Origin of the sequence: Bradyrhizobium sp. CCBAU 51765, from assembly GCF_015291725.1 — a bacterium.
In the GTDB taxonomy this organism is placed as follows: Bacteria; Pseudomonadota; Alphaproteobacteria; order Rhizobiales; family Xanthobacteraceae; genus Bradyrhizobium; species Bradyrhizobium liaoningense.
On the sequence record NZ_CP030038.1, the window covers coordinates 1,656,718 to 1,681,828 of the forward strand.

At 66.1% G+C, this 25,111-nt stretch carries 18 protein-coding genes; 10 read left to right on the plus strand and 8 right to left on the minus strand.

Annotated elements, in window-relative coordinates:
• The first annotated feature begins 150 nt into the window (after nt 1-150).
• The 4 genes from XH96_RS07770 to XH96_RS07785 are packed head-to-tail and all read left to right on the plus strand — an operon-like array spanning nt 151 to nt 3,612.
• On the plus strand, nt 151-909 hold the full coding sequence (locus tag XH96_RS07770; RefSeq protein WP_194391929.1) for an ABC transporter substrate-binding protein: 759 nt from the start codon (nt 151-153) through the stop codon (nt 907-909).
• A gap of 24 nt (nt 910-933) precedes the next feature.
• Nucleotides 934-1,587: an amino acid ABC transporter permease gene (locus XH96_RS07775; protein WP_061879382.1), complete on the plus strand. Its 654-nt coding sequence runs from the start codon at nt 934-936 to the stop codon at nt 1,585-1,587.
• Nucleotides 1,584-2,315: an amino acid ABC transporter ATP-binding protein gene (locus tag XH96_RS07780; RefSeq protein WP_194391931.1), complete on the plus strand. Its 732-nt coding sequence runs from the start codon at nt 1,584-1,586 to the stop codon at nt 2,313-2,315. The genes XH96_RS07775 and XH96_RS07780 overlap by 4 nt, the downstream gene beginning before the upstream one ends.
• 13 nt (nt 2,316-2,328) lie before the next feature.
• Nucleotides 2,329-3,612, plus strand: coding sequence for an FAD-binding oxidoreductase (locus XH96_RS07785; RefSeq protein ID WP_194391932.1), 1,284 nt, complete (start codon nt 2,329-2,331; stop codon nt 3,610-3,612).
• Between the two features lie 53 nt (nt 3,613-3,665).
• On the opposite strand, the gene XH96_RS07790 is transcribed toward XH96_RS07785, so the two are convergent.
• The gene (locus tag XH96_RS07790) at nt 3,666-3,890 is read right to left on the minus strand and encodes a hypothetical protein (protein ID WP_194391934.1); all 225 of its coding nucleotides are present in this window, start codon (nt 3,888-3,890) and stop codon (nt 3,666-3,668) included.
• 182 nt (nt 3,891-4,072) lie between these two features.
• A complete protein-coding gene (locus XH96_RS07795) occupies nt 4,073-5,662 on the minus strand; it encodes a gamma-glutamyltransferase family protein (protein ID WP_194391936.1) in 1,590 nt (529 codons plus the stop codon).
• Nucleotides 5,663-5,766: 104 nt separating this feature from the next.
• Here XH96_RS07795 and XH96_RS07800 point away from each other — a divergent pair, with 104 nt between their 5' ends.
• Complete coding sequence (locus XH96_RS07800; protein WP_194391938.1) at nt 5,767-6,540, plus strand: enoyl-CoA hydratase-related protein; 774 nt, start codon at nt 5,767-5,769, stop codon at nt 6,538-6,540.
• A 149-nt stretch (nt 6,541-6,689) separates the two neighbouring features.
• Here XH96_RS07800 and XH96_RS07805 read toward each other — a convergent pair whose 3' ends face one another.
• Together XH96_RS07805 and XH96_RS07810 are read right to left on the minus strand one after the other, a co-directional pair.
• Nucleotides 6,690-6,866 carry a hypothetical protein gene (locus tag XH96_RS07805; protein WP_194391940.1) on the minus strand — a complete coding sequence of 59 codons (177 nt, stop codon included), beginning with the start codon at nt 6,864-6,866 and terminating at the stop codon, nt 6,690-6,692.
• A gap of 9 nt (nt 6,867-6,875) precedes the next feature.
• Complete coding sequence (locus tag XH96_RS07810; RefSeq protein WP_028180145.1) at nt 6,876-7,109, minus strand: hypothetical protein; 234 nt, start codon at nt 7,107-7,109, stop codon at nt 6,876-6,878.
• 204 nt (nt 7,110-7,313) lie between these two features.
• Between XH96_RS07810 and XH96_RS07815 the strand changes: the two genes are divergently transcribed.
• The 3 genes from XH96_RS07815 (at nt 7,314) to XH96_RS07825 (ending at nt 11,634) form a co-directional block, all read left to right on the plus strand.
• Complete coding sequence (locus XH96_RS07815; protein WP_194391941.1) at nt 7,314-9,386, plus strand: sorbosone dehydrogenase family protein; 2,073 nt, start codon at nt 7,314-7,316, stop codon at nt 9,384-9,386.
• Nucleotides 9,343-10,284, plus strand: a complete 942-nt coding sequence (locus tag XH96_RS07820; protein WP_194391943.1) for an SMP-30/gluconolactonase/LRE family protein — start codon at nt 9,343-9,345, stop codon at nt 10,282-10,284. The genes XH96_RS07815 and XH96_RS07820 overlap by 44 nt, the downstream gene beginning before the upstream one ends.
• 324 nt (nt 10,285-10,608) lie before the next feature.
• A complete protein-coding gene (locus tag XH96_RS07825; protein WP_194391944.1) occupies nt 10,609-11,634 on the plus strand; it encodes a histone deacetylase family protein in 1,026 nt (341 codons plus the stop codon).
• A 263-nt stretch (nt 11,635-11,897) separates the two neighbouring features.
• Here XH96_RS07825 and XH96_RS07830 read toward each other — a convergent pair whose 3' ends face one another.
• The 4 genes from XH96_RS07830 to XH96_RS07845 form a co-directional block, all read right to left on the minus strand.
• Entirely contained in the window at nt 11,898-12,878 is a 981-nt protein-coding gene (locus XH96_RS07830) for an LLM class flavin-dependent oxidoreductase (protein ID WP_194391946.1), read from the minus strand.
• Nucleotides 12,875-13,606: a 4'-phosphopantetheinyl transferase superfamily protein gene (locus XH96_RS07835; protein ID WP_194391948.1), complete on the minus strand. Its 732-nt coding sequence runs from the start codon at nt 13,604-13,606 to the stop codon at nt 12,875-12,877. Before XH96_RS07835 ends, XH96_RS07830 begins: the two co-directional genes overlap by 4 nt.
• A gap of 301 nt (nt 13,607-13,907) precedes the next feature.
• Complete coding sequence (locus XH96_RS07840; RefSeq protein ID WP_165936361.1) at nt 13,908-14,078, minus strand: hypothetical protein; 171 nt, start codon at nt 14,076-14,078, stop codon at nt 13,908-13,910.
• A gap of 139 nt (nt 14,079-14,217) precedes the next feature.
• Entirely contained in the window at nt 14,218-20,661 is a 6,444-nt protein-coding gene (locus XH96_RS07845) for a non-ribosomal peptide synthetase (RefSeq protein ID WP_194391949.1), read from the minus strand.
• Between the two features lie 136 nt (nt 20,662-20,797).
• Here XH96_RS07845 and XH96_RS07850 point away from each other — a divergent pair, with 136 nt between their 5' ends.
• Nucleotides 20,798-24,262: an AAA family ATPase gene (locus XH96_RS07850; protein WP_194391951.1), complete on the plus strand. Its 3,465-nt coding sequence runs from the start codon at nt 20,798-20,800 to the stop codon at nt 24,260-24,262.
• Between the two features lies 1 nt (nt 24,263).
• Nucleotides 24,264-25,058 (plus strand): protein-L-isoaspartate O-methyltransferase, encoded by a 795-nt coding sequence (locus XH96_RS07855; protein ID WP_194391953.1) that lies wholly within the window; start codon nt 24,264-24,266, stop codon nt 25,056-25,058.
• Nucleotides 25,059-25,111 lie beyond the last annotated feature (53 nt).

Genomic DNA, 25,111 nt, shown 5'->3' on the forward strand with positions numbered 1-25,111 from the left:
CCTTCATGTGCATGAAAACCGCTTGCATCGTCCGCGAAAGTGTGACCAAATTTTCATATTGGTGAAAATAGGCCGAAACGGCCCGGCCCGCAACGTCTGATCGCAATATGCGCGAGCGCCGCTGCCGGCCCGGCCCAAAAGGGGGATGCGATGAAGCGTTTTGTTCAGGCCGCAATCGCGGCGCTCGCCATTGCCACAGCCGTGCCGGCTTCGGCGCAACAGGTGCTGAAGGTCGGCTCGACGCCGACGGGCATTCCCTTCACCTTCCTCGACACCAAGACCAACACCATCCAGGGCATCATGGTCGATCTCATCACCGAGGTCGGCAAGGATGCCGGCTTCAACGTGCAGATCGAGCCGATGCAGTTCTCGGCCCTGATCCCGTCGCTGACCTCGAGCAAGATCGACATCATTGCGGCTGCGATGTTCATCACGCCGCCGCGCAAGGAGGTCGTCGACTTCTCCGACCCGATCTACAGCTACGGCGAGGGCCTCGTGGTGCCGAAGTCCGACACCAAGGCCTATGCCACGCAGGACGATCTGAAAGGCGCGACGGTCGGCGCCCAGGTCGGCACCGCCTTTGTCGACGCGCTGAAAAAATCCGGCCTGTTCGCCGAGGTGAAGGCCTACGACACCATTCCCGACATCCTGCGCGACGTGAACACCGGGCGCCTCAAGGCCGGGTACGCCGATTATCCGATCCTCGCCTACAACCTGAAGCAGGGCGGCTTCCCCGAGGTGCGCCTCGTCGACGGCTACAAGCCGGTCACGGTCGGCTCCGTCGGCATCGGTGTGCGCAAGGGCGAAACTGCGCTGCTCGGCAAGATCAACGCCTCGCTCGCGAAGCTCAAGGCCAACGGCACCATCGACAAGATCCTGGATAAATGGGGCCTGAAGGCCCAGGGCTGATAACGGCTCACCGAAGGCTGCCCGATGAAAGGCTTCTGGCACGACGCCGTCGAGTTCTTCCCGATTCTGATGAACGGCGTCGCGCTGACGATCGTCGTCACGATCGGCTCGCTGCTGCTCTCGACGGTGCTGGGCCTCGTCTGGGCGATGATGCGCGTCTCCGGCATCAAGGCGCTGTCGATGCTCAGCGCCAGCCTGATCAACGTGATCCGCGGCATCCCGATCATCGTGCTGCTGTTCTACCTCTACTTCGTGATGCCCGATCTCGGCGTCACGCTGTCGGCCTTGCAGGCCGCGATTCTCGGGCTCGGCATCGCCTATTCGGCCTACCAGGCGGAAAACTTCCGCGCCGGCATCGAGGCGATCGACAAGGGCCAGATCGAGGCGGCGCAGTCGATCGGCATGGGCTGGTGGCTCACCATGCGGCGCGTGGTGCTGCCGCAGGCCGTGCGCATCGTGCTGCCGCCTTACGGCAACGTCATGATCATGATGCTCAAGGACTCTTCACAGGCCTCGACCATCACGGTCGCCGAGCTCGCGCTGCAAGGCAAGCTGATCGCCTCGTCGACCTTCAAGAATACCAGCGTGTTCACGCTTGTTGCGCTGATGTATCTCACCATGAGCATCCCGCTGATCCTGCTGGTCCGTCACTTCGAGAAGCGGGCCGGCAAGCGATGATCGAGCTGAGCGACGTCCACAAGAGCTTCGGCAAGGTCGAGGTGCTCAAGGGCATCACGGCCTCCGTCCAGAAGGGCGAGGTGGTCTGCATCATCGGCCCCTCGGGTTCCGGCAAATCGACCATCCTGCGCTGCATCAACGGGCTGGAGAGCTACGACCGCGGCGAGATCAGCGTCGAAGGGCTGAAGGTCGACCGCGACGCGCCGTCGATCGTGGACATTCGCACCCAGGTCTCGATGGTGTTCCAGCGCTTCAATCTGTTCCCGCACCGCACGGCGCTGGAGAACGTGGTCGAGGGACCGCTCTACGTGAAGAAAGAGTCGCGCGCTCAGGCGCTCGAGCGCGGCCGCACGCTGCTCGCCCAGGTCGGGCTTGCGGAAAAGGCCGACGCGCATCCGCCGCAGCTCTCCGGCGGCCAGCAGCAGCGCGTTGCGATCGCGCGGGCGCTCGCGATGCAGCCCAAGGCGATCCTGTTCGACGAGCCGACCTCGGCGCTCGATCCCGAGCTCGTCGGCGACGTCCTCGGCGTCATGCGCAAGCTCGCCGACGACGGCATGACCATGGTTGTCGTCACCCACGAGATGGGCTTTGCCCGCGACGTCGCCGACCGCGTGCTGTTCATCGACGGCGGCGTCATCGTCGAGCAGGGGCCGGCCAAGGCGCTGCTCAACCAGCCGCAGCATCCGCGCACGCAGGATTTCCTGCGCCGCGTGCTGCATCCGCTCTGACCGGTCTTCACCAATGACGCGCCTGCCTTTGCCGCCCTCGCTCTACGCCGACACCGCCGTCGCACCCGTGGCCACGCCGCCGCTCGACGTTGACAAGAGCGTCTCGGTCGCAATCATCGGCGGCGGCTACACCGGCCTCTCCACCGCGTTGCATCTCGCCGAGCAGGGCGTCGAGGCGCTGGTGCTCGAGGCGCAGGAGCCGGGCTGGGGCGCGTCCGGCAACAATGGCGGTCACACCAATCCCGGCTTGAAGCACGACCCCGATCAGATCGAAGCGGATTTCGGCGCCGAGCTCGGCCGCCGCATGATCGAGTTCGCCTATGGCACCACGAATTTCACCCATGAGCTGATCCGCCGTTATCAAATTCCTTGCGAGGCGCGGCAGAACGGTACGCTGCGCGCGGCCTATCACGAGGCGAGCGCTGCGGCGATCGAGAGGACCGCGCAGCAATGCATCCGCCGAGGCATGCCGGTGGCATATCTGAACCGCGAGCAGCTCCGCGAGATGACCGGCACCGACCGCTACATCGGCGCCATGCTGGATGGCCGCGGCGGCGATCTGCATCCCCTCAGCTACGCGCGCGGCCTCGCGCGCGCAGCAATCTCCGCCGGCGCAAAGGTCTTTGGCGAGACACCGGCATTGTCGCTGCGCCGCGACGGCTCGCGCTGGCGCATCGAGACGCCGCGCGCGGTGGTGCACGCGGAAAAGGTGCTGCTCGCCACCAACGGCTTCACCGATGACCTCTGGCCGGCGCTCCGCCGCACCATCGTGCCGGTGTTCTCCTCGATCGCCGCCACCGCGCCGCTCTCCGACGAGGTCGCCCGTTCGATCATGCCGACGCGTCCCGTCCTCTACGAGAGCGGCCACATCACGGTCTATTACCGCATCGATCAGCAGAACCGTCTCTTGATGGGCGGCCGCGGCCCGATGCGCTGGATCAAGTCGCCGTATGACGTCGCCTATCTTATGCGATACGCCGAGCGGCTCTGGCCGCAGCTCAAGGGCGCGTCCTGGACCCATGGCTGGAACAGCCGGCTCGCGATCACCGGGGATCACTATCCGCACGTGCACGAGCCCACGGAAGGCGTGCTGATCTCGCTCGGCTGCAATGGTCGTGGCGTCGCGCTTTCGACCGCAATGGGCGCGCAGCTCGCGCGCCGGTTGATCGGCGGGCCGAAGGCGGAGATCGACATGCCGATCACAGGCATCAAGCCGATCCCGATGCACGCGTTCTGGCCGGTCGGCGTGACGACCGCCGTGATTGCGGGCCGCGTGCGCGACCGGCTCGGCATTTGAAGAAAGGCGCCGCCCGGTTTCGGGCGACGCCTTGCAGGACTTGCAGAGTGGCGTCAGCAGCGGCCCTGTTTCCACAGGCCGGGCGGGCACCCCATGCCGCGCCAGCCAACCTTGCGCCCGTGGTGCCATCCCGGCGGCGTGCCATGGTAATGATGGCCCATTGCGTGGCCATGGCCGCGACCATGTCCATGACCATGTCCACCCTTCGCGGCCGCGGGGCCGGCAAACGTAAGGCCGGCCGCCACGATCAGCGAGGCGGCGAGCGCAAGTTTCTTCATCGTGTCCTCCAGTGGGCGAGCGCATTTGTCCGTTCGGCGAACGAACCGCGCGCAGCTAGGTTTCCTGCAAATGTGGAGGAGTCGTGACGCTCGCGGAGATACGCCATCGCGCACCGGCTCAACGCGCGCTGGCGCCGTCGCGCATTGATCTCTGCGTCGTCAATCGCCTGTCTGGCGAACGCTCAGCTTTCCGCCACCGCTTCGGCCCAGGGCTGGAAGATCTCGACCGCGCCGGAATTCGTGTCGCCCTCGCGCATCACCACGCTCGGGCAGGCGAATTTTTGTGGCAAGGCCTGCACCCGGCTCTCTTCATAGTCGAAGCGCGCGCTCAGCGCCTTGCGCGTTTCCTCTGGCAGGCGCGCATCGCCGATCACGATCGCGCCCTCGCTGGCGTCGATGCGCGGCTGGTGGATGGCGGCATCGAGGTCCATGCCGAAATCCATCGCAAAGGACACGAGCTGCATCACCGACGGCAGGATGCGGCGGCCGCCGGAGGCACCGACGGCGAGGCGCCTGCCATCCTTCGTCTCGGCGATGACGGGCGTGTAGTTGCAGAGGCAGCGCTTGCCGGGGGCGAGCGAGTTGGTGGTGCCCGGCGTCGGGTCGAACCACATGATGCCGTTGTTCATGGGGATGCCGGTGTGCGGCGTGACGTATCTCGAGCCGAACGACGAGAGCAGCGTTTGCGTCACCGCAGCGATGTTGCCGTGGCGGTCGACCACGGAGAAATGCGTGGTGCAGGCGGGCGCCAGATATTCGGCGCCGAGCGAGCGCTTGCCGTCGGCATCGCCCATGTCCTTGAGACGCTCGCGGAAGGCTGCCTGCAAGGCGAGCGCATATTCGACATAGGCGGCCGCATCCGGCGCGCCTGCGGGCGTCAAGCTCTGCTGCAACAGGCGCAGCGCATGCGCCATCGTCGGCCCGGCCGTGAGCTCTGGCGTCGCATACACCTTGCCGCCGCGATACGGGATCGCCAGCGGCTCGCGCAAATGCGCGCGGAAGGCGGCGAGGTCCTCGACCGACAGCGAACCGCCGTCAGCCTTGATGTCGGAGGCGATGCTCCTGGCGAGATCACCCTGGTAGAAATCGCGCGGTCCGGCCTCGGCGAGATGCGACAGCGTTGCCTTCAGCGTGTCCTGCGGCAGCCGCGTCTCGGCCTTGATACCCCATGGCGCGCTCGGTGGCAGCCCGTCCTTCAGGAACGCCGCTGCGCTGGCAGGATAGCGCCTGAGATCGGCGGCCGAACCCGAGATCGTCACCGTGGTCCACCAATCGACCAGCAGGCCTTCGCCGGCGAGCCGAGCTGCCGGCGCGACCAGATCCTTCCACGGCATTCTGGCGTAGCGGCGATGCGCCTCTTCCATCCCGGCGACGACGCCAGGCACGGCGATCGAACCGGGACCGTGGATGTTGCGATCGTCCTTCACCCGCGGCCAGGGAAAGAGATCGGAGACTGCGCCTTCGCCGCTGAGCGGGTAGTCGGCAGCACGCAGACTCTGTGGTGCACACATGCCGTAGTCGATCACCTCATAGCGATTTTCCTTGGCGCGGTAGAGCACCATCGCACCGCCGCCGCCGATGCCGCTGTTCCAGGGCTCCAGCACGTTCAGTGCCATGGTGGTCGCCACGATCGCATCCACGCAGTCGCCGCCCGCCGCCAGCACCTCGGCGCCGACCTCCGCCGCCCGCCGCGATTGCGCGGCGACGATGCCGCCCTTGGATCTGACGGCGGGCTTGCGGACGGTTTGGTTGAGGCTGAACTGGTGAGGCATGATGTCGTCTTGTGTGCTGCGTTGAGATCGAGGCTCCGCAATTGGCGGAGCGCGCGGACCATGCCACATTGCGGAGAACGAGAACATCAAAAGGGAGCAGCGACATGGCTGGTGTGAAACAGGCGCGGGATGGAGGGGTCGGGATCTTGACCCTCGACGAGCCCGCGAGCCTGAACGCAATGACGCCGGACCTGCTCGGCGCGCTCGCCGCCGCCCTCGCCGAGATGACGCAGGACGAGGACGTCCGCGCCCTCATCCTGACCGGGGCCGGGCGCGGCTTCTGCTCGGGCCAGAACCTGAAGGCATCGGAGGCGCTCGGCGAGGATATCGCCGCCGGCGTCATGCGCTTCTACTGGCCGGCCTTCAAGGCCTTGCGCGAGTGCCACGTGCCCGTCGTCGTCGCCGTCAACGGGGTGGCGGCCGGCGGCGGCTTCAGTCTGGCGATGGCCGGCGACATGATCGTCGCGGCGCGGTCGGCGAGCTTCATCCAGGTGTTCAGCCGAATCGCGCTGGTGCCCGATCTCGGCTCGACCTGGCTGCTGCCGCGGCTGGTCGGCCGGCAGCGCGCGCTCGAGCTGATGCTGCTGAACGAGCCGCTGACGGCGGAGCACGCCCAGGAGATCGGCCTGGTGCGGCAGGTCGTCGACGATGCCAAGCTGATGGAGGAGGCGCTGACGCTGGCACGCCGTCTGGCTGATGGACCGACGCGCGCCTTGGTGGCAACGCGCGCGCTGGTCGAGGAGAGCGAGCATGCGACCTACGAGGCGCAGTTCCGCCGCGAGATCGAGCTTCAGGCCACGATCCGCAAAAGCGCGGACGCCATCGAAGGCCGCAATGCCTTCATCGAGAAGCGCAAGGCGAGGTTTACGGGACGGTGAGGTGCGGGGCTGCTCCTCAATCTCGCTATACCCTGGCTTGACCCGGGCATCCACGTCTTCGCATCCCCAGAACGTGGATGGCCGGGACAGGCCCGGCCATGACGACGGATAGACGGAGATCAGTCGGAAAGCGGCTAAAACCTAAGTGCTCAGAGCGAGCGGTCCAGCCGGCTGGCCTGATGCTTGGCGCGCCATTTCGGGCCAGGCCCGCGCATGTAGTGCAGCTCGGGGCGGTAGGGGTTGCCCGCGACACGGATCAGCGTCTGCCATTTGGTGGTGACGTAGGTCAGGGGCTGGCGGAGCAGGTTCAGTGACGACAGCAACATGGCATCACCTCAATGCGGCTTGCCGAGAATGGCGGTGAACGGGAGATCGAAAATCTCCTCGCCGTCATCGTCGCTGATATGGATGACCCAGTCGCGCCAGTCTTCGGCACCGGGCGTCTGGATCATCGAGTTCATGATCTGGGCGGCGCGGTCGCGCGCCTCGGTCAGATTGGCGACGACGGCCCCGTAGCGGTCGATCAGCGTGCCCTCGGTGTTGGAGCAGTGAAAATAGACCTGGACCATGAACGCCTCCTGTAGAAAGCGATTGGGAAGGCATATCGATACCACCCCAGGCATTTGCGAAACATTCGGGTCGAGCCCGGTAAGGGAATCTACGGAGGTTGGTCGCTGCGGAAGCCGCTACAGGTTTTATCACAGGCGGGTGATGATCAACTGGACGGCGTTCCGGCGACATGGAACAAGTTTTCCGGGAAGGTCGGGGGCACCGTGAACCAGTTCTCATTCCTGAGCGAACGCCGAAGCCTGCGCGTGGTTGCGGCGGCCGTCGCCGGCGCGCTGCTCGCCTTCACCCCGGCTTCTTCCGAACCGGTCAGGAAGAGCGGCTATGCGATCGGCACCGACATTTGCGGCAGCGGCGATCTCGCTTTTCCCAGGATTCAGATCGACATGAAGGCGGGATTCTGCGCCGGGCTCGTCGCCAGCGAAGAGGATCATCTCAAATTTCCGCGTTCGATCGTCCAGGTGCCCGGCCGCGACCTGTTCGTCGTGGCCGACATGGGCGGCTGGGGTCATGCCGATGGACGGCTGCTGCTGCTCGACCCGCACGCGCGACAGGACCGGCGTTTCAGGGAGCTGCTGACCGGAATCGAGTATCCGTTCGGCCTCGTCACCGGCCCGGAGAAGAAGCTCTATGCCTCGACCCCGGAAGCGATCTTCCGGTTCGATCCGCTTGCGGATAATCCGCGGAGCACGGTGGAGACCATCATCCGTCACCTGCCCGGCCGGCGGATCAGGCTGCCGGATGGCACCAGGCTCGACGAGATCGCGCACCCGCTCAAGCAGTTCGTGTTCGATCGCGACGGCCGGCTGTTCGTCAATGTCGGCTCGCACAGCGACGACTGCGTCACGCCGGCGCCGATCACAAAGCCCTGTGCGGCCGCCGAAGGCGCCTCCGCGCTGGCATCGATCTGGCTGTTCACGCCGCCGGCGGGTGGTGTGTTTCCGGCATTGAAGCCTGGCGATCCCGATCCGCCGCACACCGTCTATGCGCGCGGCCTGCGCAATTCGATGGCGCTGGCGCTGCACCCGATGTTTCCGGACGCCGGCTACGCCTTCCTGCAGGGCGAGAACGGTCGCGATCTGCCTGACATCTTCAAGCCGAACGAGGAGATCAACGCGATCGAGCAGGGCCGGCACTATGGCTGGCCCTATTGCTACGACCTGTCGACCCCGAGTCCCGAGTTCAAGCGCGTGCTGCAATCCGGGGTCTACAAGTCGCTCTGCACGGCCAATCCGCTCTACAAGGCACCATTCTCGCTGCTGCCACCGCACGGCGCGCCGCTCGCGATGATGTACTATCACGGCGGCAAATTCCCGGAGCTCGAAGGCAAGCTGCTGGTCGGCCTGCACGGCTATCGGCCGACCGGAAGCCGCCTGCTCGTCTATGACGTCGACGATCACGGCTTCCCCAAACCTGCTCCGGCGCCGGTGCGCTATCACGTCAGTTGCGCCGGCGACCCGACCCGCAGCTTCCAGACCAACGCCGGCGAAGTCGCTGCCGCGCCGTTCGAGGAGCTGATTGCAGGCTGGCACCGCGTCAATGGCGCGCGGCCGCAAGGCGCGCCCGTGGGCATGACGGTCGCCGAGGACGGCGCGATCTGGCTGGTCGAAGACAAGAACAAGACCGTCATCAGGATCGATCGCACCACGGGCGATGCGCCTCAGCCGCTACCCTGCGACATGCGCAGCCAGGTCATGATCGACCAGCTCGCGGCCTTCGTCGCCAGGGACACGCAGAACAGCGCCCGGCTCACCACGCTGCGCAAGGGCCTCGTCGAGAAGCATTGCGTCGGCTGCCACGCGGATTTCGGCCTGGCGCCGGGTCAATCGGAGACGGAGAAGGACGGGGCCGTGCTGCGCTTCATGCTGTCGCAAGACGGCTGGATCTATCCGGGCGATCCCGACGCCGGCAAGCTGCGCACGCGCCTGCGCGGCCTGGGCGCGGAGAAGCTGATGCCGCCGGGCGGCGAGGGCCTTCCGAAGTCCGAGCCCGGCTACAAACGTCTGCTGGACGCGGCGGATCTGCTCGTCGCGAACATGGTTCCGGGCACGCGGATGCGGATCAAGTCGGGTCCGCCGCAGCGCAAGTTCTACGGCAGGACGAGCAAGGAATGCGGCGAAATACCGGCCGCCAAGGTCGTCGTCGTGACACAAAGGAACGCTGTAGACAAACCCGGCTTCAGCCGATTCTTCCGGCCGGCCGATCCCTATCTGAATGGCGAGTGCACCGACGGCGATGGCTATTACATCCGGCAGGAATTTCTGGTGCCTGTGCGGTAGCGTTCTTCTCGTCATTGCGACCGCGTCCGCCCGGGCCGAGACCAGGCTGTTCGAAAGCGTGCAGGTGACGCCTGCGGGAGAATACACGTTCGGCATCGAAGGGCCGGCTACCGATCTCGACGGCAATCTCTTCGTGGTCAATCTCGGCAAGCCCGGCACCATCGGCAGGCTGCCGGCCGGCGGCGCGGCGTCGGAGCCGTTCACGGTGCTTCCCGAAGGCAGTGTCGGCAACGCCATCCGTTTCGATCGGAACGGCACCATGTTCATTGCCGACTACAAGAAGCACAATATCTTCGCGATCCCGAAGGGCGCGACCAAGCCGGCCGTCTGGTTTCACTCCGAGGAGATGAACCAGCCCAACGACATCACCATCGCCCGCGACGGCACGATCTATGCGAGCGATCCGAACTGGAAGGGCCGCGAAGGATACGTCTGGCGCATCGCGAAGGGAGCCGACGGCACGGTGCAGGGCCGGGTCATGGCTGCGCCGCGCGCGATGGGCACCACCAACGGCATCGATCTCAGTCCGGACGGCAAGACGCTTTATGTCGGCGAATCCAGCAGCGGCCAGATCTGGTCCTATGCGATCAGCGGCAACGAGCTCACCGGGGCAAAACTCGTCAAGTCGTTTCAGCCCGACACCATCGACGGTCTGCGCACCGACGTTGCCGGCCGTCTCTATGTCGCGCGCATTCTCAAAGGCACGATAGCGCTGATGAAGCCCAGTGGCGCCGTCGAGCGGGAGATCGCGCTGAAGGGCAAGGAGCCGACCAACCTCGCCTTCGGCGGCAGCGACGGCAAGACCGTCTTCGTCACCCAGCGCCAGGGTGGCTACATCGAGTCCTTCCGCACCGACCAGCAGGGGCGCGAGCACTGCCTCCAGCGCGGGCGTTGCTAGCAATGGCTTCACGTTGAAACGGTTGCCGCGGGTGGCTCAGCTCTCCCGCTTGCGGGAGAGGTCGCGCCCACCGGGTCGCGCCGAAGGCGCGCCCGATGACAGGCTCCGGCGCGGGTGAGGGCTCTCTTCTCTTAGGGATTGTCCCATTGCGGAAACACCCTCTCCCCAACCCTCTCCCGCAAGCGGGAGAGGGAGCGCACCTCGCTCGTTGCAGCGATCAAGCCTCCCGCAAGAGGGCGGCATTCTTCTTGCTTGCATCCGGCCGCCGCAGGGATCAAGAATCTGTGGCACCCCCTCAAGAGCATGCGACCACGGAGTGTTTGAGTGAAAGCCGTCCATACCGAACTGCACCGCAGCCACGATCCGCAATTCTTCCTGGTTCGCGGTGTCGTCAAGCGCACCACCGAGCAGCCCGAGCGCGCCGACCGCCTGCTCAAGGGATTGAAGGAAGGAAAGCATCAACTGGTCGAACCGACCAGGTTCGGGCAGGGGCCGCGCGCGCGCATTCACAGTCCGGAATATCTGTCGTTCCTGAGCGAAGCCTGGGACGCCTGGACCGCGCTCGGCGATTCCGGCCCGGAGATGATCGGCAACATCCATCCGGTGCGCCATGCCGCGACCTATCCCACCCACATCGTTGGCAAGCTCGGCTGGCACACCGCCGACACCGCGGCGCCGATCGGGCCGGGCACGTGGGCGGCCGCCTGCGCCGCAACCGATGTCGCAGTTACCGCGGCGCAGATGGTGATGGACGGCGAGGACGCGACCTACGCGCTGTGCCGTCCTCCCGGCCATCACGCCTATCGCGATATGGCCGGCGGCTTCTGCTTTCTCAACAACAGCGCGATCGCCGCCGCGCATCTGCGGCTCAAGCACGAGCGCGTCGTGATCCTCGACGTCGACGTTCATCACGGCAACGGCACGCAAGGCATTTTTTATGCTCGGCCCGACGTCTACACGATCTCGATCCATGCCGACCCCGTCGCGTACTATCCTTACGTGTGGGGCTATGCGCATGAGCGTGGCGAAGGCCCCGGTCTCGGCACCAATCTCAACATTCCCCTCGCCATCGGCACCGGCGATGACGGCTACATCCAGGCGCTGGACCTCGCGCGAAAGGCGATCGAGGCGTTTGCGCCGGGCGCCCTCGTCATCGCGCTTGGTCTCGATGCCTCCGAGCACGATCCACTGAAGGGATTGGCCGTCACCACGCCCGGCTTCCGCCGCATCGGCCAGGCCATCGCGAAAATGGGGCTGCCGACCGTGTTCGTGCAGGAGGGCGGTTATCTCTCGGATATCCTCGGCGCGAACCTGACCTCAGTGCTGGCAGGATTCGAAGAAGCGCGATGAGGTCTCTTTCGCCTCTCCCTGCAAGCGAGCAGGGCTATCGCATATGACAGTGGGGGGTTGCCGGATGAGCCGGGCCTGCATGGTTCGAGACGCCCGCTTTGGCGGGCTCCTCACCATGAGGGTCTGATATCTCGCCGCAAAACGCGCCCTCATCCTGAGGGCCCGCCGGAGGCGGGCGTCTCGAAGGATGGCCGCAGGCGAGTTTCCCGCCGCGTTCCCTCATATGCGATAACCCCTGCCGCGTGCGGAGGAGGGAGAAGAACCTAGAACATCCCGCTCGCCGCGAGCGCTTTGCAGACGTGCTGCATCTCGGATTCGTCGGCGACCATGTCGAGCATGATCGTCGTCAGGCCTTTCGCCGAAAACTGCTTCAGCTTCGCGCCGATCTCGTCGTAGCTGCCGACGAGATACGGGCAGTCGGCCTGGAAGGTCAGGAACGGCAGCAGCCAGTAGCCGTTGTCCTGAAGCTCGCCGCTTTGCCCCTCATGGAGCCGCCGCTTCCACACGGAGTCGCTGTTCTCCACCGTGAGCGCGAGCAGCTCGCGATCATCTTGATTGTCGCGGAAGCGCGCCGTTGCGGCCTGCCGGGCTTCGTTGCGGTCCGCGCGCGCGAAGATTCCAAAGTTCATGCCTGCTGCGTCGAGCCCGCGATCGAGGTCGGGCGGCAGCATCTGCATCTTGATGCAGCCGGTCTCCTCCGCGACGCGCTGGGCCGCCTCGGATTGGCCGGCGATCAGGAACTCCGGCATCAGCTCCGCGGGCAGGCGCGGACGAAGCTGCAGATTGCTGGCGCGGTAGAACCGGCCCGCGAAATTGACGGGTCGCGGGCTTGCCAGCAACTGGCGCATCAGTGCGACGTATTCGCCGAGCCGAACGTAACGATCGGCATGCGACTGGTCGTCGCCCAGTCCCTGCAAGTCGCTGATCGCCGTCCCCGTGATCATGTTGAGATAGACCTTGCGGCCGTAGAGCTGCGCGAAGGACGAAACGAATTTCGCGGCCGTGAACGGGTGCATGTAGAGCGGATTGACGGCGATCAGCGGCGAACTCCGCGTCGTCTCTGCCATGATGTGCTGGGCCATCGCCCAGGGCTCGACGAACACGTCATTGCCTTCGAACAGCAGGATGCCTTCGAAGCCGTTGCGGTCGGCGAACCCGGCCACCCGCATCAGCTCGCCGACATAGGCCTTGGGATCGCGGTTGCGTGAAATCGCCGGAAAGACGCGCAGCCGCGGCGGCATCATTCAGCCGCTTGCTGGAGCGGCCAGGCGTGGCGGCTGATGGGAAGGCCGCCGTCCGCACGGGAGCCGTCGGCGATCGCGAGGCGATGCGAGGGCGATGGCGAGCACAGCGAGAAGCGCCAGCCGTCCGGATCGTCGGCGATGTCGGGCTTGAAGCTGATCTCGATGGCCTCGCTCGACACCTGCATCGCGAACGCGTCGAGCGGCAAATTGAGTCCGAAGCCTCTGGCCTTCAGATAGGCCTCCTTGAGCGTCCAATAGTCGAAGAAGCGCTCGATGGCCGCGGGCTCAGGCAGCCCACGCAGCGTCTCCACTTCCTCCGGCGCAAAGAAGCGGAGCGCGGTGGACAGCGGGGCGACGCGCCGTGACACGGTTTCGACGTCGATGCCGACGGCCTCATGCCGCGACACCACGCAGGCAACGCATCCATCGGCATGCGACAGGCTGAAATGCAGCGGGGTCGAGCTGACCGGCGCTGCGACAAACGGCCGCCCATAGCGGCCCGCGGCAAAGGACCAGTCGGAGGGTGCGACGTTGCGCGCGACCTGCGATAGTGCGAGGCGCAACATGGCGTGTGCGAAGATGTATTGCCGCCGGTGCCGCTCGAACATGAAGCGATCGGCCCGGGCTCGTTCGTCGACCGAGAGCAGACGCCGGCACGCCTCGACCGCGCCCGGCCTGTCAATGGCCTCGATCAGCCCGACAAAGAGTTCAATTCTGTCGTCCGCCATCACTTGGGCCCATGACGTCAGGCGGGGCCAAATCCCCGGTCCTGACGGAAGATTCAACTGCGCAAGAATCACCAAGAGGACCGTTCCTAACGGTCCACCCAGGCGAATTCTTGTCGATTTGCAGGCCGGTTTACAGGCGCAAGCTTGTGCGAGACCCCAACTCGACCAGCGAGCGGCCGACGACCGAAAACCAAAGGCCGAAAATTAAAGGCCGAAAGTCAAAGACTGAAATCCAAAGTCCGAGAACTGAAGCTCGAACGTTGAAGTCTGGAGATTGCTGCGGCGTCCCGGCCGGCGAATCTTACTTCTTTTTCTTCTTGGTCTTCTTCGACCCGCCCAGCATCGAAAGGCTGGCGTCGACGTCCTTCAGCGCGGATTGCAGCTTCTTCTTCTCGTTGGTCAGCAGCTTCTGGAGGGCCTTGCGGTCCTTGTCGCTCAACGAGGTGCCCTTGGTAAATTTGACGAAACCCATAATATTCCCCCGGTTGAAAACAATCGTCCAAATCGAAGCGCGAGAATAATCTTGCGCGGCGACGCCAAATAATCAAGACGCAACTTGATCATTCACAGCCTTCGCACGTGAATCCGCACTCGTCCGCGACGCAATCCGCTCAGGCTGCCCTGCGTGCGAGTAACCGGCCGAGCGGTGTGTTGGGCTGCGCGACGGCCGCCGTCAGCAGCGCGACGAGATCGTCCATCCACTCGCCGACTATTCGGCCCGCGAGCAACTCGCGCTTGTAGTTGCATGAGCCGGTGATGCCGGTCGGCCGTTCCTTGAGCATCAGCGACAGCCGGGTCTGGTCGATCGGCAGCACCGGCTGGCCTTCGCGGGCGATGTTGCCGATCGATCCTGTCGCGAGATCGGGAAGATCGAGCGGCTGGCGCAGCGGATTCTGCAGCGTGAAATAGACCTGCAGCAGCGAGGCCGGATCGATCCCCTCCTGCTCCAGATGGTCGGCCAGGATACTGAACGGCAGCTCCTGCCGCGCATGCGCGTCGAGCACGCTCTGGCGCACCCGCACCAGGGCCTGCGCGAACGACAGCTCCGGCGTGATCGTCGTACGGACGATCACCGTGTTCTCGAACGGGCCGATGATGCGGTCGGTGTCCGGCTGGGCTCGATTGGCCATGGCGGTCGCGACCGCGATGTCGGTGCGGCCCGTCCGCGCCAGCAGCATGCCCTTCAGGCCGGTGAGCAGGCACATGAACAGCGTGCAATTGTGCCGGCCGGCGAACGCCGTGAGCCGGCCGACCAGTTCACGCTCGAGGCTGACCGGATGGTGCCCGGTGGATGCGCCCGGGCGTGCTTCGCCGTCGAAGACGGGACCCGCTCCGCGCAAATTCTCCGTCCAGTCTGACGCCTGGCGGCGGGCGGCGTCGGTATCGCACCACCAGCGCTGCCAGCGTGCGACAGCCGAATAAGCCGCTGGCGGCTTCGGCAGCGGCGCCGACGGATATCCGGCCAGCGCCGCATACCGGCTCGACAATTCCTCGAACAGCACGCCGATCGACCAGCCGTCGACAACGGCGTGATGCAGCGTCAGCAAGAGCACGTGGTCGTCGTCGTGGAGCCGCAATAACCGGGCGCGCAGCAGCGGCGCGCGCGTGGTGTCGATCGGGGTATAGGTCTCCTGCTCGATCAGGAGATTGATCTTCCTGAGTTCGAGCGCCCTGCGCCGCTTGTTGTTGTGGGGCTGACCGTCGCCGATCGTCTCGACGGTCATGACGGGGCCAAGGGCGCGAGGCGCGACGATGCGGCTTTCGGGCTCCTCGCCGTTCCAGGTGAACGCGGTCCGCAGCGATTCGTGCCGGCGCACGACGTCGTCGATCGCCTTTGCCAGGGCGACCGGATCGAGCGGGCCCTCTAGACGGAACGCGAAGGGCAGGTTGAACAACGGCAGCTCCGGCAGATTCCGCTCGATCCGCAGCATCTGGTCCTGCGCGATGGAAAGCGCAGGAGGCCCGCTCGCGGCCAATCGCGGCACGCCTGCGACAGGCTTGTGCGGCTTCGCCGCCACGGCCTCGTCGACCCGCCGAGCGAGCTCCTCGATCGTCGGTGCCTCGAAGATGGTCTTGATCGGCAGCGACACGCCAAGCGCGCGCGCAACGCGCGCCATCGCCTGGCCGGCCAGCAGCGAATGGCCGCCGAGATCAAAGAAATTGTCGGTCACACCGATGCTCTCCAGCTTCAGCAGGTCGACCCAGATGTCGGAGAGCACCTTTTCGGTGAAGCGCCGCGCCGGCACGGCCGCGTCCGGCCCGGACGTTTCCGGCGGGGCGGAGGCCAGCAGCGCGGAGCGGTCGATCTTGCCGTGGGCGTTGAGCGGCACCTGGTCCAGGAACAGGAAGGCGGACGGGATGGCGTGGGCTGACAGCCTGGCTTTCAGGAATTCGCGCAGCTCGCTGGCGCTGCTCCGGCGGCCGGGCTTGGCGACGATGTGGGCGATCAGCCTGATATCGCCGCTCGCCTCGCGGCGCGGCTCGACGATGCCGGCGCGCACGCCTGGATGATCGGCAAGCGCGTTCTCGATCTCCTTGAGCTCGATACGATGGCCGCGGATCTTGACCTGGTGGTCGGCACGGCCGAGGCATTCGATCGTCCCGTCGGCGCGGCGCCGGGCGAGATCGCCAGTCCGGTAGAGTCGGCTGCCTTGCTGGCGCGAGAACGGATCGGGGAGGAAGCGCTGCCGGCTTTGCGCGGGATCGTTGACATAGCCGCGGCCGACGCCGGCACCGCCGACGCAGAGTTCGCCGGTCACGCCGATCGGCTGCGGCTGGAGGTTTGCGTCGAGCACGTAGAGCTGGGTGTTCGGCAGCGGCGCGCCGACCGGAACGTTGCCGGTCGCGACCGCCGGGGCCTTGCTCAGGCGATGCAGGGAGACGTCGTCGGAGCACTCCGACGCGCCATAGGCATTGATCACCGGCACTTTCGGACAGCGGGCGAACCACGCGCGGCAGAGCTCGACGGGCAACGGCTCTCCGGTCGAGATCAGGAGACGCAACCTGGAGAAGGCGCGCAGCACCGGCACTTCCTCCAGGCGATCGAGAATGACGCGCAGCAGCGAAGGCACGATCTCGAGCACCGTGATGCCCTCACGCTCGATCTCCCGCGCCAGCAGGATCGGGTCCCGCGCGATCGCGTTGCCGCAGACATGCACGCGCGCGCCGACCATCGGCCCGGCGAGGAATTGCCAGACCGAGATGACGAAGCTCTGCGGCGCGGTCTGCGCGATCACGTCACCGGCGGAGAGGTCGAGCTCGGAGATGAGCGAAGCGAGGTGGTTCGACAGGCCGCGCTGCTCGATCATGACGCCCTTCGGCGCGCCGGAGGAGCCGGACGTATAGACGAGATAGGCGAGGCTGGAGGCGGCCCGCGCTGCGGCGCGAGCGGGCTTGGTCACCCCCGAGGCAATCGCGTCTTCGAGCGCGGCCACCTGGATGCGTTCGACCAGCGGCTCGAGCAGTGTCTCGACCATGGCGGACTGAGCCCGTCCGGTCAGCAGCACGCGGGCACAGCTCGATCCGAGGATGGTCGTGAGCTGGGCGGTCGGCTGGTCGGGATCGAGATTGAGGAAAGCCGCGCCGACGCGCTGCACCGCGATCATCGCAGCGAGCAGGTCGGGCCCGCGCTCCGCGAGCAAGGCGACGACGCTCTCGGCGCCGATACCCTCACGGGTCAGCCAGCGCGCGGCCGCCAGGCTGCGGTGCGCCAGCTCACGATAGCTCAGGGAGGTGCGGCCGTCCGACACCGCAACAGCGTTCGGCGTCTTCCTCGTCTGGCGTGCGAAGCGTTCGCTCAAATTGCCGCGCGTCGTGAAATTGGCCGGCACGCCCCGGCCCTTCGCCAGCAACAGCCGGCGTTCGGCCTCGGTCAGCAGCGGCAGGCGCGAGATGCGCTGTTCCGGATTGGCGATGACGGCCTTGAGCAGAGTCCTGAGCTGGGCGGCCATGCCTGCGATCGTCGCGGCGTCGAACAGATCGGTGGCGTATTCGAAGAACCCGCTGAAGCGGCCATCGGCCTCGACCAGTTCGAGCGTAATGTCGAAGCGCGCCACCTTCGGATCGATTTCCAGCCGCCGTGCCGACAGGCCGGGAAAGCGTGCCGTCTCGATCGAGGCGTTCTGCAGGATGAACATGATCCGAAACAGCGGATTGCCGTCGCTGCGGCGCGCGATCTGGAGCGTGCGCAACACCTCCTCGATCGGGAGGTCCTGGTTGCGATAGGCGTCCAACGTGACCTGTCGCACCCGCCGCAACATCTCGCCGAAGCTCGGATCGCCGCTGAAATCGTTGCGCAGGATGAGGGTGTTGGCGAACAGCCCGATCAGGCGCTCGCTCTCGATCTGGTTGCGGTTGGCGATCAGCGATCCCGTCGCGACATCCTCATGCGAGGTGTGGCGGAACAACAGGCACTGGAAGGCCGCCAGCAGCGTCATGAACGGTGTGACGCCCTGGCTCTGGCTCAGTGCGCGCAGATCGCCCGACAGCGTTCTGGAAAATTCGAGATAGTGGCGCGCGCCGTGACCGCTCCAGACCTCCGGCCTGGGCCGGTCCGTTCGCAGCGGCAGCGTGGTGACGCCGTTGAGCTTGGCCCTCCAATAATCGAGCTGCTCCTTCGCCGCCGGCGTCTGCGCCCAGCTCTGCTGCCAGAGCGCGAAGTCGCGATATTGGAACGCAGGCGGAGGCAGCGCGGCCGGTTGCGTCTTGCGTGCCGCGGCGTAGTGGACGGCAAGCTCCTCCCAGAACAGCCGCTGCGACCAGCCGTCGGTGACGAGATGATGGACGTTGACCAACAGCGCATGGCTGTTTCCGTCGAACGACAGCAACGTGACCTTCAGCGGCGGCTCGTGAGCCAGGTCGAACGGATGTTGCGCGAGCTTGAGCGCCTCGCGCCGGACAACCGCCAGCCGCTTGCCGGCAGGGCAGGGCTTGAGCCTGATGCGCGCGAGTTGCGGCAGTGATGACAGCACAAGCTGCACCGGTTCGCCCCGACGTTCGATGAAGATTGTGCGCAGCGCCTCATGGCGTGTGCAGATCGCAGTGAGGCTCGCAGAAAGCGCGGCGACGTCGACCGGGCCGTCGAGCAGCGCAACTTCGACGACATTGTAATTGTAACGGGTCGGGTCGAGCCGCGAGAGGACGTACATCCGCTGCTGCTGGAACGACAGCGGTGCGTCTACGCCCGTAGCGGGGCGCCAGGCCGGCAGCGCCGCCTCGCGCCGGCTCGCGGCGGTTTCGATCCGCGCCGCAAGTGCTACGACCGTGGTGCAATCGAAGATGTCCTCGAACGAGAACTCGACATTGAAACGTTCGCGCAGGCGCGAGCGCATCTGCGTCACCGCGAGCGAGTCTGCGCCGAGCGCGAAGACGTCCTGGTCGGCGCCGAGCTGCGGCAGCTCCAGCAGACCGGCCCAGATTTCGGCGAGCTGGGCCTCCATCGCATTGTGCGGCAGCCGGGTCTCGTCACGGCCGTCTACTGCTGCAATCAGTCCGGCCAGCGCACCGCGTTTGACCTTGCCGCTGGCGCCCTTCGGCAGTGCCGCGACGCTGCGGATCAGGCTCGGGACCTTGTAGGCTGCGAGCCGCTTTCGTGCGAACTGGCGCAGCTGGTCGGAAGTGGCCTCGGAATTCGGCCGCAGCACCACGACGGCGGCGACGTTCTCGCCAAGCTTCGGGTGCGGCACGGCAAACACGCCGGCCTCCAGCACCGCCGGGTGGCCGAGCAGGATTTCTTCCACCTCCAGCGGCGAGATCTTCTGCCCACCGCGGTTGATGACGTCCTTGATGCGGCCGACGATGAAGAGATAGCCGTCGGCATCGAGATAGCCGAGGTCGCCGGTCCGGAACCAGCCATTGCGGAACGCAGCCTGCGTCGCCGCCTCGTCATTATAATAGCCGCGGCTCATGTTGGGCCCGCGCAGCATGATCTCGCCGCGTGCGCCGTTTGCAAGCGTGCGGCCCGTCTCGTCCATGATCGCGATCTCGGGGCCGGCGGCGCGGCCGACCGATCCGACCTTGCGCAGCTCGAACGGATTGGCCGCGATCTGCGAGGCCGCTTCCGTCATCCCGTAGGTCTCCAGCACGGGAACGCCGAACGTCGCCTCCAGCCCTCGAAGAATCGCAGGCGCGAGCGAGGCCGAGGCCGAGCGGATCACGCGCAGCGACGACGACCGGGCACGGTCCGGGTTCGCTTCCGCCGCCGTCAGCAATGCGCGATGAATGGTCGGCACCGCCGTGTACCAGGTCGGTTGCAGCTCCCGCATCCAGCCGAAGAAGGACGAAGAATCGAAGCCGTCGGTGCAGATCACGCTGGAGCCAGCGGCCAGCGCCGTGAGAAGGCCGGAGATCAAGCCATGGGCATGAAACAGCGGCAGGACGTTGAGCAGGCGATCGCGCGACGTGAGCGACAGCACATGGCCGGCATTGTAAGCGGACAGGCAGACATTGCGATGCGTCAGCGGCACCATCTTCGGCCGCGCCGCCGTGCCTGACGTCAACAGGATGAACGCATCGTCGTCGCCGCGCGAGGGACCACTGGTGCTCGCCGGCCCGACCGAGGGGCCGATGAACGCGCAACCGCCGAGATCGTCTTCCGGCCCCGGCACGAAATCGATCACCGCGATATCGAGCGTCCTGGCGACGTCGCGGCTCGCCGAGTTCATGTCGGCCCGGGTCACGAGCGCCGCCAGCTTCAATTCGCTGAAATAACGTTGCAGCTCGTCCGCCGTCAGATCCGGACTGACGGGGATGCATACGGCGGCCGACGCGACCGCGATCAATGCCAACGCGCTGTCGGCGCCACGCGGCAGTGCAACTGCAATGCGGTCCGCAGGCGCGATGCCGAGCCCGCGCAGCGTGCCGATCAGATCCTGCGTCCGGTCGCCCAAGGTGCGGTAGGTGAGAACCGGCCGGCCAGGCGCGAGGAGTGCGGGCGCCGCCGGTGTCCTGCGCGCGTAGAACTCGAGAAGGCCGCTGATATGCGCGAATATCTTCGTTTCGGCCGTCGCACCGGCTGATCCTTCGTCTGCTCCGGATGCAATGTCCGACAACGCCATTCCCTTTTGATCCGATTGGGCTATTCTTCCAAGAAGTTGGGGAACGCGTCCAGTCCGAGGTGAAGTTTGAGCCCCAAAATCTGTGGTTGAGGGGCATCGGAGCCCTTCGACGGAGTGATGGTCGGGCAGAATCACCATGCTGGAGAATGAGCCGGGCACGGGGACGGAAGGCGAGCTGAAGCGCTGGCTCGACGGTATCGGCCTCGGTCACTACACCGATCTCTTCGCGCAGCACCGTCTCGATCTCGACGTGATCGGGGACCTGACCGAATCCGATCTGGTCGAACTCGGATTGCCGCTCGGCGATCGCAAGCGGATCCAGCGGGCGATGGCGGCGCTGTTTCAAGCGGAAACGGCGGAGGCGCCAATCGAGGCGGTGCGTCCGCAAGCACGGGCGGAGGTCGGAGCCGAACGGCGCCAGCTCACCACGATGTTCTGCGACATGGTGGATTCCACCTCGCTGTCCGCGCAGTTCGATCCCGAAGACGTCCGCGACATGATTGCGGGCTTCCGCGAAACCTGCGTTCGCGTGGTCAAGCATTATGAGGGCTTTGCCGCCCGTTTCGTCGGCGACGGTATCCTGGTCTATTTCGGCTATCCGACCGCACATGAGGACGATGCCGAGCGCGCGGTGCGCGCCGGGCTCGAGATCGTGCGGGTGCTGTCGACGGCGCACGCGGTCGAGCAGCGCGGTGCGCTCGGCCATTCACCCGCAGTCCGTATCGGGATCGCGACCGGCCTCGTCGTGGTAGGCGACCTCGTCGGGCAGGGCACCGAAGAACGCGACTCCGCGGTCGGCGAAACCGTCAATCTCGCTGCGCGCCTGCAGGCCCTGGCGCCGCCCAATGGCGTGGTGATCTCGGCTGCGACGCAGTCGCTGCTGAAGGGGAAGTTCGACTACCGCAATCTCGGCGTCCATGTCCTGAAGGGGATCCCCGAGAAGGCACAGGCCTGGCACGTGGTGCGCGCCTCGCGGGTGGAGACCCGCTTCGCCGCCGCCAGGGGCTCGCGGTTGACGCCGCTCGTCAACCGCGAGGAGGAGATCGCGCTGTTGATGGGGCGCTGGCAGCAGGCCAAGGACGGCGACGGCCAGGTCGTGGTCAAGTTCGGCGAGCCCGGCATCGGCAAGTCGCGCATCATCCAGGAGATCTTCGAGCGGATATCGGGCGACCGCCATGGACAAGTCTCGCTCCAATGCTCGCCCTACTACACCTCCACGGCGTTCCATCCGTTCGTCGACCAGCTCAAATTCTCCCTCGGCCTCGATCGCGAGGAGTCGTCCGCGCTGTCGCTCGCGAGCCTTGAGACCGCGATCGCCGCCGCTCATGGCGACATCGAGCAGGTCACGCCGCTGTTTGCCGCGCTGCTGTCGATACCGACCGGGAACCGCTATCCGCCGCTCGAACTGTCGCCGCGGCAGCAGAAGGATGCGACCGTCGTGGCGCTAGTCGACCACTTCCTCGGCCTTGCGCGCGAGATGCCGCTGGTGATCGCGTTCGAGGACCTGCACTGGATCGACCCGACGTCCCGCGAAGTGATCGACCTTCTGGTCGACCGGGTGCAGAACCGGCCGATCCTGGTCATCATCACCGCGCGCTCCGAATTCCAGCCGAGCTGGAACGCGCATTCACACATCACCACCGTGGTCCTGAACCGCCTGAGCCGGCAATTGCGCACGACGCTGGTCGAGCGCGTGGCGGGACGCGAGCTGCCCAAGGAGGTCGTCGAGGAGATCATCGTCAAGACCGACGGCGTGCCGCTGTTTTTGGAAGAGCTGACCAAGACGGTTCTCGAATCCGACCTGCTGACCGAGCGGCACGGGCGCTATGTGCTGTCCGGGCCGTGGCGGCAGCTTGCAATCCCGGCAACCCTGACCGACTCGCTGATGGCGCGGCTCGACCGGATGGGACCGTTCAAGCGGATCGCGCAGATCGGCGCCACGATAGGTCGCGAGTTCTCCTACGAGACGCTGCACGCCGTCGCCAACACGCCGGCCGAGCAGATCGTGGCGGCACTCAATCATCTGGAGGATGCGGGGCTGATCATGCGCCGCGGCCATCCACCGGACGCGCTCTACTCCTTCAAGCACGTGATGATCCAGAACGCCGCGCATGCGAGCCTGTTGCACAGCGAGCGGCGCAAGCTGCATTCCCGGATCGTGCAGGTGCTTTCCGAATTGTATCCGGAGAAGTCCGAGCGCGAGCCGGAGCTGCTCGCCCATCACCTGACCGAATCCGGCCAGAGCGAGGGCGCCGCCAGCTTTTGGCTGAAGGCCGGCAAGCAGGCGGCGAGGAGCGGCGCCAATCTGGAGGCGATCGGCCATCTGCGCCGCGGCCTCAGCGTCGTGCACGCCAGCGCGGGCATACCGGGGGCCGACGTGATGGAGCTCGAGCTGCGCATCGCATTGGGCAATTCGCTGATTGCCGCCAAGGGCTATGCGGTGCAGGAAGTCGAGGAAAACTACATCCGCGCGCTGGAGCTCGGCCATCAGCTCGATGACGACGAAAAGGTCTTCGCGGCCACTCGCGGACTCTGGGTGTGCCATTTCATCCGCGCCGATCTCACCCGCGCGCACGATCTCAGCGTCGAGTTGTTGAGATTCGCCAAGCGGCAGCGGCTGAGCGAGCGTTCGCAGCCGGCGCAGCAGACCGGGTATCTGATCGAGGCGCACCGTTCGATCGCGATGACCATGCTCTATCGCGGCCGCTTTGCCGCCTCGCAGCATCATCTGCACCGCTGCATCAATCTCTACAGCCCCGATTTGCACTCCGACCTGATGGAGCGGCACGGCACCGATCCCGGCGTCGTCTCGCTGTCCTATCTCGGCTATCTCCTCTGGTTCCTCGGCCGGCCCGACGCGGCGCGCCAGCACAGCGAGCAGGCGATCGCCAATGCCGAGAAGATCCGCCATCCCTTCACGCTCGCCTTTGCGCTCGTGTTCGGCGCCTATCTCTGCCAGCATCTGCGTGACGTCGAGGGTACGCGCGACCACGCCAACCGCGCCATGATCATCGCCAGCGAGCACAATTTCCTGCACTGGAAGCAGCAGGCGACGATCCTGCGCGGCTGGGCGCTGACGCAGCTCGGCGAGACCGACGAAGGCCTCAGCCAGATGCGCTTCGGTCTCGACGAGTACGAGGCGATGGATTCCTGGCTCGCCGGCTGCTGGTTCCGCTGCCTGCTCGCGGAAGCCTACGCCAAGGTCGGGATGCGGGATGCCGCCTTGCGCGCGCTGGACGGCGCGCTCGCAATCGCGCGGCGGACCGGTGATCATTCCTACCTCGCCGAGGTCTATCGCCTTCAAGGCGAGATCATCCTGTCGGATGGCGATCCCGCCTCGGTGCAGGAGGCCGAGGAGCTGTTCGCCCAGTCGCTGGCGACAGCGCGCAAGCAGGGTGCGCTGTCCTGGGAGCTTCGCACCGCCGTCAGCCTCGCGCGCCTGTCGCTCGAAGCCGGCAGGCGCGAGCACGCAAGTCTCCTGCTCGCGCCGGTCGTGGGCAAGTTCAGCGAAGGTTTTAACACGCCGGACCTGAAGCAGGCGATGCAGCTCGTGACCGAGCTCGGGACCGACACGCCCGCGCGCGAACAGGCCGATCTGTGACATGCGCGATCTTGCCGCCGCGCGTGCGCGCTACGTGGAGCGGATTGCCAGGCGCGAGCGGATTTCCTCGCCGCGCCTGCTCGAGGCGCTCGCCACCGTTCCGCGCGAGGATTTTCTGTCGAAGGGGCCCTGGCGCATCAAGAGCGAGGCGGCGCGCAGCTACCGGCTGACGCCCGACGCGGATCCCGTTCATCTCTACGACAATGTGTTGGTCGCGATCGACGCTCGCCGCAAGCTCGACACCGGCTTGCCGAGCCTGTGGGCGCATCTCATCGACATTCTCGACGTCAGGGAGAGGGACCGCGTCGTGCAGATCGGCTGCGGACTTGGCTATTTCTCCGCGGTGTTGTCGAAGATGGTCGGTCCAAAGGGCAGCGTACATGCGATCGAGTGCGACGAGCGGCTCGCGGCCCGGGCGGCGAACCACTTGCACGGATATCGCAACGTCACGGTCGTCAACGGCGACGGATGCAAGGACGTCGGCGAGCCCGCCGACGTGATCATCGTGCATGCCGGCTTCCCGCAGCCGCACCCGCTCTGGCTCCAGTCGCTCCGTCCGCGCGGCCGCCTCCTGGTGCCGCTGACCCAGCGGGATCGCGAAGGCGCGGCGCTCAGGATCACGCGCAAGGGCAGGGGCTTTGAAGCTGAGGCAATCCAGCAGATCCGGATCTTTCCCGGCCAAGGCCGCGGCACGACCGCCCTCGACGACCGCGTCGCCGACTGGTGGCAGCGAGCATCAGCCCTGGCACCGCTGCGCTTTCGCAGCCTCGCGCAGGGGCTGCCGGCGGATGGCTGATGCTCCGTGTCGCTTTACCTTGATTGCGATCGCAAGTTTCCATCGCCTCCCAT

Bases quoted from the DNA above. Each gene is read 5' to 3' on its own strand.
- XH96_RS07770 (WP_194391929.1), top strand. From the start codon at position 151: ATGAAGCGTTTTGTTCAGGCCGCAATCGCGGCGCTCGCCATTGCCACA.
- XH96_RS07775 (WP_061879382.1), top strand. From the start codon at position 934: ATGAAAGGCTTCTGGCACGACGCCGTCGAGTTCTTCCCGATTCTGATG.
- XH96_RS07780 (WP_194391931.1), top strand. From the start codon at position 1,584: ATGATCGAGCTGAGCGACGTCCACAAGAGCTTCGGCAAGGTCGAGGTG.
- XH96_RS07785 (WP_194391932.1), top strand. From the start codon at position 2,329: ATGACGCGCCTGCCTTTGCCGCCCTCGCTCTACGCCGACACCGCCGTC.
- XH96_RS07790 (WP_194391934.1), bottom strand. From the start codon at position 3,890: ATGAAGAAACTTGCGCTCGCCGCCTCGCTGATCGTGGCGGCCGGCCTT.
- XH96_RS07795 (WP_194391936.1), bottom strand. From the start codon at position 5,662: ATGCCTCACCAGTTCAGCCTCAACCAAACCGTCCGCAAGCCCGCCGTC.
- XH96_RS07800 (WP_194391938.1), top strand. From the start codon at position 5,767: ATGGCTGGTGTGAAACAGGCGCGGGATGGAGGGGTCGGGATCTTGACC.
- XH96_RS07805 (WP_194391940.1), bottom strand. From the start codon at position 6,866: ATGTTGCTGTCGTCACTGAACCTGCTCCGCCAGCCCCTGACCTACGTC.
- XH96_RS07810 (WP_028180145.1), bottom strand. From the start codon at position 7,109: ATGGTCCAGGTCTATTTTCACTGCTCCAACACCGAGGGCACGCTGATC.
- XH96_RS07820 (WP_194391943.1), top strand. From the start codon at position 9,343: ATGGCTATTACATCCGGCAGGAATTTCTGGTGCCTGTGCGGTAGCGTT.
- XH96_RS07830 (WP_194391946.1), bottom strand. From the start codon at position 12,878: ATGATGCCGCCGCGGCTGCGCGTCTTTCCGGCGATTTCACGCAACCGC.
- XH96_RS07835 (WP_194391948.1), bottom strand. From the start codon at position 13,606: ATGGCGGACGACAGAATTGAACTCTTTGTCGGGCTGATCGAGGCCATT.
- XH96_RS07840 (WP_165936361.1), bottom strand. From the start codon at position 14,078: ATGGGTTTCGTCAAATTTACCAAGGGCACCTCGTTGAGCGACAAGGAC.
- XH96_RS07845 (WP_194391949.1), bottom strand. From the start codon at position 20,661: ATGGCGTTGTCGGACATTGCATCCGGAGCAGACGAAGGATCAGCCGGT.
- XH96_RS07850 (WP_194391951.1), top strand. From the start codon at position 20,798: ATGCTGGAGAATGAGCCGGGCACGGGGACGGAAGGCGAGCTGAAGCGC.
- XH96_RS07855 (WP_194391953.1), top strand. From the start codon at position 24,264: ATGCGCGATCTTGCCGCCGCGCGTGCGCGCTACGTGGAGCGGATTGCC.